Origin of the sequence: Klebsiella sp. YJ (assembly GCF_002108615.1) — a bacterium.
Classification (GTDB): Bacteria; Pseudomonadota; Gammaproteobacteria; order Enterobacterales; family Enterobacteriaceae; genus Klebsiella; species Klebsiella planticola.
Genome location: NZ_MTEG01000014.1, coordinates 174,614 through 189,670 on the forward strand (window position 1 = coordinate 174,614; position 15,057 = coordinate 189,670).

A 15,057-nucleotide genomic window follows, 5' to 3' on the forward strand; every position below is an offset into this window, starting at 1 on the left:
CGTGCGATTATCGTTCGCTTTCACGGGTTTGCCCCACAATAGTGATTTTATTTATAATAAAATCAAATTGTTATTGGTCATTTTTCTCGGCAGGGTTATGGCGTTAATTGTGATGGGCTTAACAGACGCTCGCGGTCGCCCGTCAAACGCCGCCAACGGTGCTTTTCCTGCGTAAGATTGTCAGGAAAGAGTATCCTGCAAGGCCGACCTGGACTATCCTTGTCAGCGTCTGGCACGTGTGTGTCTGTGTGCGCTTTTTTTGGCTGAAAGGAGTAAAAAAATGGCGACAGGAAAGTCCTGCTCTCGCTGGTTTGCGGCTATTGCGGCCTTATTAATGGTGGTTAGCCTGAGTGGGTGTTTTGATAAAGAAGGCGATCAGCGCAAAGCGTTTATCGACTTCCTGCAAAATACGGCAATGCGTAGCGGCGAACGTCTGCCGACGCTGACTGCCGATCAGAAAAAACAGTTCGGTCCTTTTGTTTCCGATTACGCGGTGATTTACGGCTATTCACAGCAGGTAAGTCAGGCGATGGATGCGGGTCTGCGTCCGGTCGTAGACAGCGTGAATGCGATTCGCGTCCCGCAGGATTATGTGACTCAGCGTGAACCGCTGCGCCAGGCAAACGGCGCGCTGGGCGTGCTGAGCCAGCAGCTGGAAAATGCGAAAATGCAGGCCGATGGCGCACATAGCGCGCTGAAGCAGAGTGACGATCTGAAACCGGTCTTTGACCAGGTTTACAACAAAGTCGTGACCGCACCGGCAAACGCCCTGCAGCCGCTGATTCCTGCCGCGCAGGTCTTTACTCAGCAACTGGTGCAGGTCGGTGATTTTATCGCTCAGCAAAATACTCAGGTGAGCTTCGTGGCAAACGGGATTCAGTTCCCGACCTCGCAGCAGGCCAGCCAGTACAACGCGCTGATTGGCCCGCTGGCTGCCCAGCATCAGGCTTTCAACCAGGCGTGGACGGCGGCAGTTAACGCAACGCGTTAACCGGTTCGTCAACCCGGGTCAGGCGTTGACCTCGACCCGGGTTACTTCAGCTTACCTTCACTTCACCTGCGGATTGACGCAGTTCTTTTCGACCTGACCATTCAGTGCATCAATCAAATTATCGACCGCACAAGCCGCCATATTGTAGCGGGTCTCATGAGTGGCAGAACCGATATGCGGCAGCGCGACGACGTTCGGCAGAGTGAGCAGCGGCGACTCTTTCGCCAGTGGCTCCTGCTCGAAAACGTCCAGACCGGCCGCGTGGATTTGGCCCTTCTGCAAGGCTGAGATCAGCGCCTTTTCATCGACCACCGGGCCGCGCCCCGCATTAATAAAGATGGCGGAAGGCTTCATTTTCGCGAATTTTTCCGCGTTGAACAGGTGATGAGTCTCGGCGGTCAGCGGCAGGATCAGACAGACAAAGTCGGCTTCCTGCAGCAGCGTATCCAGATCGCAGTAACGCGCGTTAAAGCGCTCTTCCGCCTGCGGGTGACGGCTGCGGGCGTTATACAGAATCGGCATGCCAAAACCGGCGTGCGCGCGCTGCGCCAGGGCCATCCCGATACGGCCCATGCCCACGATCCCCAGCGTTTTATGGTGCACATCGCTGCCGAACCAGTCCGGGCCGATGCTTTTCGTCCACTCTCCGGCTTTCACCCGGTTGGCGACTTCCACCACCCGACGGGATGTGCTGAGCACCAGCGCCATCACCGTATCGGCAACGGTTTCAGTCAGCACGGTCGGCGTATGCATCAGCAGTACCTTGCGCGCATTCAGCGCCTCAACGTCGAAGTTGTCATAGCCGACGGAGATCGTGGAGGTCGCACGAAGCCTGGGCATTTTCTCCAGTAACGCGGCATCAACTTTTTCGCTCGACCCCAGCAGACCTTCCGCCTGGGCAAAGGCTTCCGCGTGCTGCTGGACGGTGTCAGGGCTCAGGTTTTTCACCTGAGTGACGGTAAAGTGTTTTTCCAGACGTTGCTGCAAGTCGTCGGGAAGCGTTTTATAGAGAATAACGGACGGCTTCATGCGGATCTCCGTAAGTAGTAAAGGTCAGGCGTGACGAGCGCCGATGGGAAGCTTTTGATTGTTAGCAGGCTTAACAATTAAAGTAAGCCATACCGAGGCGAAAAGCGCCACTCCCATGAAAATGTATGAGGCTGATGGACTGCCGGTGGTGCCGTTCAGGTAGCCCACGAACCACGAACCAAAGAATGAACCTAGGGCCCCCATGCTGTTGATGAGCGCCATTGCGCCACCGGCGACGTTACGCGGCAGCATTTCCGGAATGATGGCGAAAAACGGACCGTAAGGGGCGTACATTGCCGCACCGGCAATCACCAGCAGGGTATAAGAGGCCCAGAAATGGTTAGCGCCGACGGCCCATGAGCCAATAAAAGCCAGTCCGCCAATCAGCAGCAGCGGCCAGACGAACAGTTTACGGTTCTGCATTTTATCGGAAGCCCAGGAGACGACGATCATCGCAATAGTCGCGGCCAGATAAGGCACCGAAGAGAGCCAGCCGACTTCCACCATCCCCATATTGACGCCGCCGCTGCGAATAATTGACGGCAGCCACAGCACAAAACCGTACACGCCGATACTCCAGGCAAAATACTGCATGCACAGCAGAATGACGTTGCGTGAGCGGAAGGCTTCGCCGTAGTTACGCACGGCTTTAATACCCTGCTGCTCGCTCTCCAGCTGCGCCTGCAGCGCGGCTTTCTCGTTTTCCGACAGCCAGTTCACCTGCGACGGTTTATCTTTGACCAGCACCCACCAGCAGAAGGCCCAGAGGACGGCCGGGACGCCTTCAATAATAAACATTTCACGCCAGCCGAAGGACTGAATCAGGTAGCCGGAGACCACCGACATCCACAGTACCGTGACCGGGTTGCCGAGGATTAAGAAGGTGTTGGCGCGTGAACGTTCTGATTTGGTAAACCAGTTACTGATGTAAATCAGCATCGCCGGCATGACCGCCGCTTCCACGACGCCGAGAATAAAACGGATCGCCGCCAGCGCTGGAATATTGTGCACCATCCCGGTCAGCGAGGCGCAGGCGCCCCACAGGATCAGACAGATGAAAATCAGCTTCCGTACGCTACGGCGTTCAGCGTAAATCGCCCCCGGGATCTGGAAGAAGAAATAGCCGAGGAAGAAAAGTGCGCCAAGAAGCGACGAGATGCCTTTGGTAATGCCTAAATCTTCCGTAATGCCCGCTGCCGAAGCAAAGCTGAAGTTTGCGCGGTCGAGATACGCCAGGCTATACGTGATAAACACGATAGGCATGATGTACCACCAGCGTTTCGTTGCATTGGTAGAGCTGTTCATAGGCTTGCCTCTAAAGTTGAGGTTCATGACGCCGCCGCCGTATGTAGGGTACAGAGGAGGCCGTTATTATGACGCCGGCCCGGGCTATTCGCCCAGCGCCTCGCGTGTGGGTAATCCTTCGCTGTCGCCCTGGACCTGAATGGCCAGCGCACCAATTTTGTTGCCGCGGCCTATCGCCTGCTGCAGCGTTCTGCCCTCCAGCAGAGCGCTAATCACGCCGACAGCAAAACCATCGCCGGCGCCCACGGTATCCACGACGTTATCGACTTTGATGGCGGCGACTGCGCCCTGTTCGCCCGCGGCGGTTTTGAACCAGGCGCCGTCGCCGCCGGTTTTAATGATCACGGCCTGAACGCCGCGCGTGAGATAGAAATCGGCAATCCCCTCCGGGGTCCGTTGGCCGGTAAGGATCATGCCTTCTTTGAGACCCGGCAGAACCCAGTCGGCCTGAAACGCCAGCTGATTGAGTTTTTCCACCATCTCGGCTTCGCTTTTCCACAGCACCGGGCGCAGATTCGGATCGAACGAGATCGTCTTCCCCTGGGCCTTCATCGTAGTGGCCGCCTGCTCCAGCAGGGCGTATGAACTCTCCGACAGCGCAGCGGCCACGCCGCTGAGGTGCAGGTGGCGAGCGCTGGTGAAATATTCGGCGCGAAAGTCCTCGGGCGACAGATGGCTGGCGGCAGAACCCTTGCGGAAGTACTCCACAATGGGATCGGTTCCATTTTCGACTTTAGATTTCATCTGGAAGCCGGTTGCATAGCGGCTGTCTTCGCTGACGCCGCGCGCATCAATCCCTTCTTTGGCCAGCGAATGAAGCACAAAACGGCCGAAGCTGTCTTTGCCTACGCGGCTAACCCAGCCGACTTTCAGCCCCAGGCGAGCCAGGCCGGTGGCGACATTCAGCTCTGCGCCGGCTACCCGTTTCATAAAGTGTTCTACTTCGGCCAGGTCGCCGGTTTCCGTCGCGACAAACATCGCCATCGCCTCTCCGATGGTGATGACATCTAATGCATTTTCCATGGCTTACTCCTCGCGTAACAAATTCACATAGCGACGGGTCACGGCCGTCAGATCGTGGCCCACCAGCGGAAATTCGATACCGCGCGGGGCATCGGCAGGCAGGTTGTCGAGCAGCGCCAGCCAGCGTGCCGGAGCTTCGTCTGGCGGGACGGCGCGAAAGTGCGCATGATGCGGCTCTGCGGCTTTGACATGGATATAGCTGACGGCGGGGGCCAGATGACGTGCGGCCTCTTCCGGCGAATCGCCGACCCACAGCCAGTTACCCATATCGAAGGTTAACGTAACCGGCAGCTGGTTCACCCGACAGGAGGCTTTAAAGCGCTGCATTGGCGCCAGCTGGCCGCAGTCGGTCTGGTCGTTTTCCACCACCAGCGCCATGCCGCTCTCCTGCAGGATGCGGCGCAGCGATTCCAGTTCGTTGTTATGGGTAAAATGGCCGAGCGACAGTTTTAACCACAGAGCGTTGAGGGTCTGCGCTTCGCGTAACAGCGCCGGCAGACGCGGGTTAAGGGCGCCATTCGCTTCAAACAGGGCTTCCGGCGCAGAGTAGCAGGCCAGCAGGTTGTGGCGTTCAATGGTGGCGGCCAGCGCCGGCAGCTGATTGAGCTCGTCAGCGCTGAATAACTCACGGCGGATTTCCACGCCGTCGGCGCCGGATCCGGCGATAAACGGCAGTACGGCGGACTGCCCGCCAAGTTCTTTAATGCAATCATGACCATAGGCGGCGGTCACGACAATAATTTTTCTGGCCATCTGACAAACTCCCGGTAGCGCTGTAGCAAATCACTCTATTACGCTAGATGGTACCGGTTCCAAAGGAAAGGAGAGGATGTCTAATTTATGATCACCATCACGAAGGAGGGCTATCGGGAGGTCGATCCCCGCACGATCAGCTCACCGGAGAAGACCCGCTCGCAGATGGGGTCGTTAGTGCCTTCAATCCGGCGCACCACCTGCTCAACCGCGGCATAGCCAATCTGCCACGTGGGCTGTTTGAGCGTGGTAATACCCACGCCCGCCAGCTCCGCCCACTCCAGCTCGTCGAAGCCGAGCAGGCCGATGTCGCTGCCCCAAACCAGGTCGATTCGCTTGAGCGCGCGCGCAACCTGTAGCGTCAGGGCGCCGTTGGCGGAAATCAGCGCCTTGCGCATGCCGCGATGGCGGGAGTGAAACTGACGCAGCACCGTATCGAGCATGGCGCCGTCGTTCAGCGGAACTTCAGCGTTTTCTGCGACGATGCCGGCGTAGCGCTGGAGGGTGGCGCGAAACGCGCTCAGACGTTCGCGACGGGTGTTGACCGAACCGAGCGGTTCGCTCAGGAACAGCAGGGCTTCAAACCCTTTCTCCACCAGATGTTCTGTGGCGGTCGTCGCGGCCTGAGTGTTGTCCAGACCGACGACATCGCAGGCGAAGTCCGGAATCTTGCGGTCAATGAGTACCATCGGTAGCGCCGACTGCTGCAGGCGATTCAGCCCCTCTTCGCGCATCCCAACGGCGTTGACCACGATCCCCTCTACCTGGTAGCTGCGCAGCAGGTCGAGATAGTGCAGCTCCTGGTCGAGCTCGTTATTGGTATTACACACCAGCAGAGTAAAGCCCTTTTCGCGACAGGCCGCTTCGATGCCGCTGAGGACATTGACCGAGTAAGGGTTGGTGATATCGGCGATGATCAGGCCAATCAGCCGGGTACGACCATGTTTCAGGCCACGGGCCATCAGGCTGGGACGGTAGTGAAGTTCGGCAATCGCTTTTTCAATGCGCGCCAGCAGGTCATCGGAAAGCAGGTGCTTTTCGCCATTGAGGTAGCGTGAAATGCTGGTTTTTCCGGTCTTTGCGGCTTTCGCCACATCGCTAATGGTTGCTCGCGCCGCTTTCGCCATGATGGCTTCCTTTGCTGAAATCTGGAGAACACCTTAGCGCGAAAATCCGCTATATCAAGCATTTTGCCCGGCAAGTGGCGCTTACCGGGCGAAGGATACGGTGGTCGGGGTCGACCGCCGGACTTACTGGAGCGGGCTGAGGGTGATTTCTACGCGACGGTTTTGCGCTTTCCCTTCCGCCGTGGTGTTGCTGGCGATGGGGTTTGCCGGGCCCATGCCGCTGGTACGAATACGGTTTGCCGCCACGCCCTGGGTGATGAGGGCGCTGGCAACGCTGTCGGCGCGCTGCTGCGACAGGCGCATATTCAGATCCTGACCGCCGGTGCTGTCGGTGTAACCTACGACGTTAACCGCGGTTTTCTCATACTCTTTCAGCACCATGGCCACGCCGGTGAGGGTGTTTGCCCCGGCCGGTTTCAGGTTGGCACTGCTGCTGTCAAAGGTGACGTTATTTGGCATATTCAGCACGATGTTATCGCCATTTCGTGTCACGGTGACGCCCGTTCCCTGCATTTTCTCGCGCAGTTTTGCTTCCTGCACATCCATGTAATAACCGATGCCGCCGCCCAGCGCCGCCCCGGCCGCTGCGCCAATCAGCGCGCCTTTGCCGCGATCTTTTTTCGACGAGGAGAGTGCGCCGACGCCCGCGCCGACCAGCGAACCGATCCCGGCGCCGATGCCGGATTTCCCCGCTTCGCGTTCGCCGGTATACGGGTTAGTGGTACAGCCAGAAATCGCCAGGGTGCCGCTCACCACAGCCGCAATCATGAGTACGCGTTTTTTCATGTTATTTCCTTAATCCTTTTTATTCGTTGTCACAGCGCGCGTGACGGTTGATTATGACGTCCAATTACGTAGAAAATTCCCCGTACCGGCTCTCTTTTTGTAAATAACATTGAACGGTCAGTATCACAGACCGTCACAACACCTGCATTCGCTGACCAGGAGCTCGCTTTGCCAACCTCATCTGCAACCAAAACCATCTTAACCGCGGCTCACTGGGGGCCTATGCTGGTTGAAACGGATGGTGAAAATGTCCTCTCTTCCCGCGGTGCGCTGGAGACCTCTTTCGCCAACTCCTTGCAAACCGCCGTGCGTGAGCAGGTCCACAGCAAAACCCGCGTCCGCTATCCAATGGTACGTAAAGGTTTCCTTGCTTCGCCGGAGAGTCCGCAGGGCGTACGCGGCCAGGACGAGTTTGTGCGGGTGAGCTGGCAGGAGGCATTGGATCTTATCCACGCACAGCATAGGCGGATTCGGGAAAACCACGGCCCGGCAGCGATTTTTGCCGGTTCCTACGGCTGGCGCTCTAACGGCGTGCTCCACAAGGCGGCGACGTTGCTGCAGCGCTACATGAGCCTCGCAGGCGGATATACCGGACATCTGGGGGATTATTCCACCGGCGCGGCGCAGGCGATCATGCCCTATGTGGTTGGCGGCAATGAGGTTTATCAGCAGCAGACCAGTTGGCCGATGGTACTGGAACATAGCGATGTGGTGGTGCTCTGGAGCGCCAACCCGCTGAATACGCTAAAAATTGCCTGGAACGCTTCCGATGAGCAGGGGATCCCGTGGTTCGATCGGTTGCGCAAAAGTGGGAAGCGGGTGATCTGTATCGATCCGATGCGATCGGAAACGGCGGAATTCTTTGGTGAGGTGGGCGAATGGATCGCTCCGCATATGGGTACGGATGTCGCGATGATGCTCGGCATTGCCCATACGCTGGTGGAGAACGGCCGGCAGGACGATGCGTTTCTCGCCCGCTGTACCAGCGGCTATGACGTTTTTGCCCGCTATCTGACCGGTGAAAGCGATGGCACGCCGAAAACCGCAGAGTGGGCGGCGGAGATCTGCGGCGTTAGCGCGGAGAAGATCCGCGAACTGGCCGCGCTATTCCATGACAATACCACCATGCTGATGTCCGGTTGGGGGATGCAGCGCCAGCAGTTTGGCGAGCAGAAACACTGGATGCTGGTGACACTTGCGGCGATGCTGGGGCAGATTGGTACTCCCGGCGGCGGTTTTGGCCTTTCCTACCACTTTGCCAACGGCGGTAACCCGACCCGTCGGGCGGCGGTACTGGCTTCGATGCAAGGCTGTGTGGCGGGCGGTACCGAGGCGGTCGAAAAAATACCGGTGGCGCGCATTGTGGAAGCGCTGGAAAATCCCGGTGCGCCGTATCAACACAACGGAATGGACCGGCATTTTCCGGATATTCGCTTCGTCTGGTGGTGTGGCGGCGCGAACTTTACCCATCATCAGGATACCAACCGCTTGATTCGGGCCTGGCAGAAGCCGGAGCTTATCGTCATTTCGGAGTGCTTCTGGACCGCTGCCGCCCGCCATGCCGATATTGTCCTGCCGGCGACAACTTCGTTTGAACGTCACGATATGACCATGACCGGCGATTACAGTAACCAGCACCTGGTGCCGATGAAGCGCGTGGTTGCGCCGCGCGATGAAGCCCGGGATGATTTTGACGTCTTTGCCGATCTCAGCGAGCGCTGGGAAGAGGGAGGGCGCGCGCGTTTTACCGAAGGGAAAACCGATCTACAGTGGCTTGAGACCTTCTATCAGATTGCCGCGCAACGCGGGGCGAGCCAGCAGGTGACGCTGCCGCCATTTGACCAGTTTTGGCAGGCTAACCAGCTGATAGAAATGCCGGAAAGCCCGGAAAATGCCCGTTTTGCGCGCTTCGCGGCATTTCGTGCCGATCCGCAGGCCAATCCGCTGAAAACCGCGAGCGGCAAAATTGAAATTCACTCTCCAACGATTGCCGGTTTTGCCTACCCCGACTGTCCACCGCACCCAATGTGGCTGGAACCGGACGAGTGGCACGGCAATGCCCGGCCTGGCCAGCTGCAGGTGCTGTCCGCTCATCCGGCGCATCGTCTGCACAGCCAGCTGAACCACACGTCGCTGCGCGAAAAGTACGCTGTCGCCGGTCGTGAGCCATTAACTCTTCATCCGCTGGACGCGCAGGCGCGCAATATTGCCGACGGCGATGTCGTGCGGGTGTGGAACGCGCGCGGCCAGGTGCTGGCCGGCGCCGTGGTGACGGAAGGTATTCGTCCAGGGGTTATCTGTTTACACGAAGGGGCCTGGCCTGATATCGACCCGCAGGCCGGTATCTGCAAAAACGGCGCGGTGAATGTTCTGACCAAAGATATTCCGACCTCGCGGCTGGGCAACGGCTGCGCCGGGAATACGGCGCTGGCGTGGCTGGAAAAATATGACGGCCCGGCGCTGACGCTTACGGCGTTTGATCCGCCGGCCAATGCATAATCCAGGTCGGCTGTAGCGTATCGTCCTGCCATGCGCAGTCTTCTATCCGGAAGCCTTGCGCATGGTAGAAATTCACCGCCTGAACGTTTTTCTGGTAAACCTCAAGACTGAGCCAGCGGTAATGCTGTTTGACCTCGTTCAGCAGCGCGCTGCCGATGCCGCGGCGGATAGCATCCGGCGCGACAAACAGCGCACCGATAAAGCGGGACTCCATCACGCTGACAAAACCCTTGATCGTCGCGCTCTCTTCCCACACCCAGGTGCTGGCGGCAGGCAGGTAGACATCGCGTACGACGGCGACACTCTCGTGCCAGTATGTTTCGTCGATAAAGGGATGGGCATGAATCGTGCTTTCCAGCCACAGCGTGAGCAGCGGGCGGGTCTCTTTAGCGTCCCACTTGCGGATCATCATCGCCTCCCGGGTGACAGAAACAGCTCGTCACATGATCGTTGACCAGTCCGCAGGCCTGCATAAAGGAGTAGCAAATGGTGGAGCCGACAAACTTAAAACCGCGCTTTTTCAGCGCCCTGGAGAGGGCGTCGGAAGCCGGTGTGGTGGTGGGGATCTCCGCCAGCGTGGCGGCATGGGAAATCTGTGGCTGATTGTCGACGAAAGACCAGACAAAGTCGGTAAACGATTCGCCGCTCTCTTCCATGGTCAGGAAGGCGCGGGCGTTGCCAATAATGGCCTGAATTTTCCCACGATGGCGAATAATTCCGGCGTCCTGGAGCAGGCGTTCAATATCGGTCTCATTCATGGCGGCAACGCGGACCGGATCGAACTGATGAAAGGCCTGGCGGTAATTTTCCCGCTTTTTCAGCACCGTAATCCACGACAGACCGGCCTGCTGGCCCTCAAGGCAGATCATTTCGAACAGTTTGCGGGCATCTCTTTGCGCAACGCCCCACTCGTTATCATGGTACTGAATATAAAGCGGGTCCTGGCTTACCCAACCGCAACGCTGCATGTCTCTCTCCCTTTAGCAATAAAACTTACGCGTTCGCCTTGACGGCTGAAAGATAAAGATAATAGTTAATACAGGGATACCACTCTCAAATATACCCGCCATTATTCAGGTTGCATGTGCATTGGCTGCATTCGTTCGCCCAATCACATTATTCAAGGTATTCAGGGAAGCCCGTCCCATAAAAACACAGCAATAATGCCGGTTTGGCTCTTTTCTGGAGTCGCATTAATGATAATAAAGAAATGCAATGGCCTTCGGGGGATTATGCTCCCGGCGTGTGCCGTCGTCTGGGTCTCGTTTATCAGTGGCGCGAATGCCTGGCAACAGGAATATATCGCTATCGATACCAAAAGTAACACCCCTGAACGCTATACGTGGGATAGCGATCACCAACCCCGCTATGAAGATATTCTGGCGGAGCGTATGAATGCGTCCGGCGATCTTCCCGGTATTGCGCTGAATCAGGCGGTGGCGCCGCCGGATGGCAGCCGCGGGATGAGCGTGGGATGGAATTTTACGCTGGCCAACGGCGTCACTTCCGGCCCGGTGGCGAGTTTGCGTAGCGAGGTGATATCGACCGCCCCCGCGCGCCGCGCGTCAGACAACCCCTATGTGAATACGCTTGGCTGGCGTATGGATTATCAGGCGCTATGGGGCGTCCATCCGTGGGCGCAGGTGAGCTACAACCAGCCGCTCTCTTCGGATCTGATTGGCCCTAATCGCGGGCAGGATGGCGCCTGGCGCGATGTCACCTTCGGGGCGGATATGGCTCTCAATTCACACCTTGCCGCCTGGGCGGCATTATCGCAGGCGGAGAATACGCCAACGGGAGCCAACTATCTCTATGTGATGGGAGTGAGCGCTAACTTTTAGCCTTTATTTAGCATGCGTGAAACGTTCTTGTTACTTAAAAAACACAGTAATGGCGCATTGTTGTAAGATAGTAGTCACTAACTTATTTCTGCTGCTGTCATGCGCCTGCCTTTTTCAATGTCATTCATTCCGGCTCACATGCATTTCATTCCTTGCTGATGGCATTTCATGCCTTTTTTACCCTGGCGTTCAGGCGGCTTCGCTATTGTGGCGGCAGTTAATTATTCAGGATATCTGCTATGAACGCTGCAAACAGTCAATATACCCGCTGGCTTACGCTGGCCGGCACGATCGTTACACAATTCGCGCTGGGATCGGTTTATACATGGAGTTTGTTCAACAGTTCCCTTTCCGCAAAACTGGACGAACCGGTAAGCCAGGTGGCTTTCTCCTTCGGTCTGTTAAGCCTCGGTCTGGCGCTATCCTCTTCCGTCGCCGGTAAACTGCAGGAACGCTTTGGCGTCAGGCGCGTCACGATGGCGTCCGGTGTTCTGCTGGGGCTCGGCTTTTTCCTTACCGCTCACGCCAACAGCCTGATGATGCTCTGGCTGAGCGCAGGCCTGTTGGTGGGGCTGGCGGATGGCGCGGGCTATCTGCTGACGCTCTCCAACTGCGTGAAGTGGTTCCCGGAGCGTAAAGGGCTGATTTCCGCCTTTTCCATTGGTTCCTATGGCCTCGGTAGCCTCGGGTTCAAATTTATTGATAGCCATCTGCTGGCCACCGTCGGGCTGGAGAAAACCTTTATTATCTGGGGCGCCATTGTCCTGGTGATGATTGTCTTCGGCGCAACCTTAATGAAAGATGCGCCGAATCATACCGCCGCCTCGCATAATGGCGTGGTGGAGAATGACTTCACGCTGGCCGAGTCGATGCGTAAACCGCAGTACTGGATGCTCGCCGTGATGTTCCTGACGGCCTGCATGAGCGGCCTGTATGTTATTGGCGTAGCGAAAGATATCGCTCAAGGGATGGTGCATCTGGATGTCGCGACGGCGGCGAATGCGGTCACCGTTATCTCTATCGCCAACCTGAGCGGACGTCTGGTGCTGGGGATTCTGTCGGATAAAATTTCCCGTATCCGCGTCATTACTATCGGCCAGGTGGTTTCACTGGTCGGCATGGCTGCGCTGCTGTTCGCGCCGCTGAACGCGATAACCTTCTTTGCCGCGATTGCCTGCGTCGCCTTTAACTTCGGCGGAACGATTACCGTGTTCCCGTCGCTGGTCAGTGAATTTTTCGGTCTGAATAACCTGGCAAAAAACTACGGCGTCATCTATCTGGGCTTTGGTATCGGCAGTATCTGCGGCTCGCTGATTGCCTCGCTGTTCGGTGGGTTCTACGTGACCTTCTGCGTTATCTTTGCCCTGCTGATTCTCTCTCTGGCGCTTTCCACGACGATTCGCCAGCCGAAAGGTGAAGTTTACAGCGAAGCCCACGCCTGATACGCCATCTTCGCGGCGTCATACCGATATTCCTGAGCTATTTGTGCTTGTCCAACCAAATGTTTTGTAAATGTTTGGTTGGATCACACTCCCGCCTGGTACTTTTTCCTTTCTCTGTGGTCTACTTAGCGCGCTTTGTAGAGGTTTCTTATACTCTCCGTCCTTCAAACTGCCTTATTGTTGACTGCGCTCGTTCGCCTCAGTCACTTACTTGAGTAAGCTCCAGAGGATTCACGAGCCCGTCGCCGCAAGGCATCTCGAATGGGTTTGAGTAGTTAATCAACCTGAACGCACCCTATTAACCTGCCCGCTTATATCGCGTAAGTCAGGTGGTTTTATCTCTTCTTTTTCCAGGTTTCATGCATGAATTATATTAGAACGATGACACAGCAGAAAGTCAGCCTTTGGCTGGCGCTGTACATCGGCTGGTTTATGAACGTTGCTGTGCTTTTCCGTCGCCTTGATGGTTATGCGCAGGAATTTACCCTCTGGAAAGGGCTTTCCGGGATTGTGGAACTGGTTGCCACCGTGCTGGTGACGTTTTTCCTGTTACGTGTTCTGTCGCTGCTGGGTCGGCGCGTCTGGCGAATACTCGCTACGCTGGTGGTGATTTTCTCCGCTGCCGCCAGCTATTACATGACCTTCCTGAACGTGGTGATTGGTTACGGCATCATCGCGTCGGTTATGACCACGGATATCGACCTCTCTCAGGAGGTGGTGGGCTGGTATTTGATTCTGTGGCTGGCGCTGGTCAGCGCTCCGCCGCTGCTGCTTATCTGGAGCAACCGCTGTCAACATACTCTGCTGCGGCAAATTCGCACGCCGGGCCAGCGGGTAAAAAATATCGCCATCGTTGCCCTTGCCGGATTAATGGTCTGGGGACCGATTCGCCTGCTCGAACTGCGGCAGAAGGACGTGGAGCGTAGCTCTGAAGTCGATATGCCGAGCTACGGCGGGGTGATTGCCAACTCGTATCTGCCGTCAAACTGGCTTTCTGCGCTGGGGCTGTACGCCTGGGCGCAGGTGGATGAGTCCTCAGATAACAAGTCGTTGATAAACCCTGCCAAAAAATTCACCTATGTGGAGCCGCAGGGCCTGGATGATACCTACGTGGTGTTCATTATCGGTGAAACCACCCGCTGGGATCATATGGGGATCCTGGGTTATGGCCGCAATACCACGCCAAAGCTGGCCCAGGAGAAAAACCTGGTCGCCTTCCGCGGGTATTCGTGCGACACCGCGACCAAGCTCTCCTTGCGCTGCATGTTTGTGCGCGAGGGCGGGGCGGAAGACAACCCGCAGCGAACGCTGAAAGAGCAAAACGTCTTTGCGGTCCTGCACCAGCTCGGCTTTACCGGCGACCTGTATGCGATGCAGAGCGAGATGTGGTTCTACAGCAATACCATGGCGAACAGCATTGCCTATCGCGAGCAGATTGGCGCGGAGCCGCGTAACCGCGGAAAGAGCGTGGACGATATGCTGCTGGTGGATGAAGTGAAGCGTTCACTGACCAAGAATAACCAGGGTAAGCACCTGATCATTCTGCACACCAAAGGGTCGCACTTTAACTATACCCAGCGTTACCCGCGCAGCTTCGCGCAGTGGCAGCCGGAGTGCGTGGGCGTGGACAGCAAATGCTCGAAAGCGGAGCTGATCAACTCTTACGATAATAGCGTGACCTATGTCGATCACTTTATCGTGAGCGTGCTGGATCAACTGCGTGATAAGAAGGCGATTGTGTTCTATGCCGCCGATCATGGGGAGTCAATCAATGAGCATGAGCACCTGCACGGTACGCCGCGTAAGATGGCGCCGCCGGAACAGTTCCGTGTGCCGATGATGGTGTGGATGTCGGATAAATATCTGGCAGCGCCGGACCATGCTGCTTCGTTTGCCCGCCTTAAAGAGCAGGCGGCGATGAAAGTCCCGCGTCGTCACGTTGAGCTGTATGACACCATCATGGGTTGTCTGGGCTACACCTCGCCGGACGGTGGGATTAATGAGAATAACAACTGGTGCCGCGTTGCCGATGCGGGGAAAACCGTGGCGAAATAGCGGGAGTGGCGAGTTTCTCGCCGCTTGAGCTATTTTTTCCAAATAAGGCATTGACGGGTGTGAGTCTCAGCAGTAAGATGCGCCCGCATTCGGTGATTGGCGCAGCCTGGTAGCGCACTTCGTTCGGGACGAAGGGGTCGGAGGTTCGAATCCTCTATCACCGACCAAATTTAAAAGCCTGCTCAATGAGCAGGCTTTTTTGCATC

At 56.9% G+C, this 15,057-nt stretch carries 13 protein-coding genes and 1 tRNA gene; 6 read left to right on the forward strand and 8 right to left on the reverse strand.

The features are described from left to right. Positions 1–280: 280 nt before the first annotated feature. Positions 281–991 carry a DUF3053 domain-containing protein gene (locus tag BV390_RS16395; protein ID WP_004868792.1) on the forward strand — a complete coding sequence of 237 codons (711 nt, stop codon included), beginning with the start codon at positions 281–283 and terminating at the stop codon, positions 989–991. A gap of 57 nt (positions 992–1,048) precedes the next feature. On the opposite strand, the gene ghrB is transcribed toward BV390_RS16395, so the two are convergent. The 6 genes from ghrB to BV390_RS16425 all read right to left on the reverse strand — a co-directional run bounded on the left by ghrB (position 1,049) and on the right by BV390_RS16425 (position 7,014). Continuing rightward, a complete protein-coding gene (ghrB, locus tag BV390_RS16400) occupies positions 1,049–2,020 on the reverse strand; it encodes a glyoxylate/hydroxypyruvate reductase GhrB (RefSeq protein ID WP_004868790.1) in 972 nt (323 codons plus the stop codon). Between the two features lie 24 nt (positions 2,021–2,044). Then, positions 2,045–3,325, reverse strand: coding sequence for an MFS transporter (locus BV390_RS16405; protein WP_004868788.1), 1,281 nt, complete (start codon positions 3,323–3,325; stop codon positions 2,045–2,047). Between the two features lie 84 nt (positions 3,326–3,409). Continuing rightward, entirely contained in the window at positions 3,410–4,348 is a 939-nt protein-coding gene (locus BV390_RS16410) for a sugar kinase (protein WP_032690315.1), read from the reverse strand. A gap of 3 nt (positions 4,349–4,351) precedes the next feature. Next, positions 4,352–5,101, reverse strand: coding sequence for a sugar phosphate isomerase/epimerase family protein (locus BV390_RS16415; RefSeq protein ID WP_032696978.1), 750 nt, complete (start codon positions 5,099–5,101; stop codon positions 4,352–4,354). A 110-nt stretch (positions 5,102–5,211) separates the two neighbouring features. Then, entirely contained in the window at positions 5,212–6,228 is a 1,017-nt protein-coding gene (locus BV390_RS16420) for a LacI family DNA-binding transcriptional regulator (RefSeq protein ID WP_085397116.1), read from the reverse strand. Positions 6,229–6,351: 123 nt separating this feature from the next. After that, a complete protein-coding gene (locus BV390_RS16425) occupies positions 6,352–7,014 on the reverse strand; it encodes an OmpA family lipoprotein (RefSeq protein ID WP_032696977.1) in 663 nt (220 codons plus the stop codon). Positions 7,015–7,182: 168 nt separating this feature from the next. On the opposite strand from BV390_RS16425, the gene BV390_RS16430 reads away from it, so the two are divergent. After that, positions 7,183–9,513, forward strand: coding sequence for a molybdopterin guanine dinucleotide-containing S/N-oxide reductase (locus BV390_RS16430; RefSeq protein WP_085397117.1), 2,331 nt, complete (start codon positions 7,183–7,185; stop codon positions 9,511–9,513). On the opposite strand, the gene BV390_RS16435 is transcribed toward BV390_RS16430, so the two are convergent. Together BV390_RS16435 and tag are read right to left on the reverse strand one after the other, a co-directional pair. Further along, positions 9,482–9,922: an N-acetyltransferase gene (locus tag BV390_RS16435; RefSeq protein ID WP_032698579.1), complete on the reverse strand. Its 441-nt coding sequence runs from the start codon at positions 9,920–9,922 to the stop codon at positions 9,482–9,484. The genes BV390_RS16430 and BV390_RS16435 overlap by 32 nt on opposite strands. Next, a complete protein-coding gene (tag, locus tag BV390_RS16440; RefSeq protein ID WP_032690319.1) occupies positions 9,900–10,481 on the reverse strand; it encodes a DNA-3-methyladenine glycosylase I in 582 nt (193 codons plus the stop codon). Before tag ends, BV390_RS16435 begins: the two co-directional genes overlap by 23 nt. Before the next feature lie 228 nt (positions 10,482–10,709). On the opposite strand from tag, the gene BV390_RS16445 reads away from it, so the two are divergent. The 4 genes from BV390_RS16445 to BV390_RS16460 all read left to right on the forward strand — a co-directional run bounded on the left by BV390_RS16445 (position 10,710) and on the right by BV390_RS16460 (position 15,018). After that, entirely contained in the window at positions 10,710–11,354 is a 645-nt protein-coding gene (locus BV390_RS16445) for an autotransporter outer membrane beta-barrel domain-containing protein (protein WP_085397118.1), read from the forward strand. A 239-nt stretch (positions 11,355–11,593) separates the two neighbouring features. Further along, positions 11,594–12,796: an L-lactate MFS transporter gene (locus BV390_RS16450; RefSeq protein ID WP_032696974.1), complete on the forward strand. Its 1,203-nt coding sequence runs from the start codon at positions 11,594–11,596 to the stop codon at positions 12,794–12,796. 363 nt (positions 12,797–13,159) lie between these two features. Continuing rightward, positions 13,160–14,851 (forward strand): kdo(2)-lipid A phosphoethanolamine 7''-transferase, encoded by a 1,692-nt coding sequence (gene eptB / locus BV390_RS16455; protein WP_032690322.1) that lies wholly within the window; start codon positions 13,160–13,162, stop codon positions 14,849–14,851. 90 nt (positions 14,852–14,941) lie between these two features. After that, positions 14,942–15,018: transfer RNA gene (locus BV390_RS16460), tRNA-Pro, on the forward strand. The last annotated feature ends 39 nt before the right edge of the window (positions 15,019–15,057 follow it).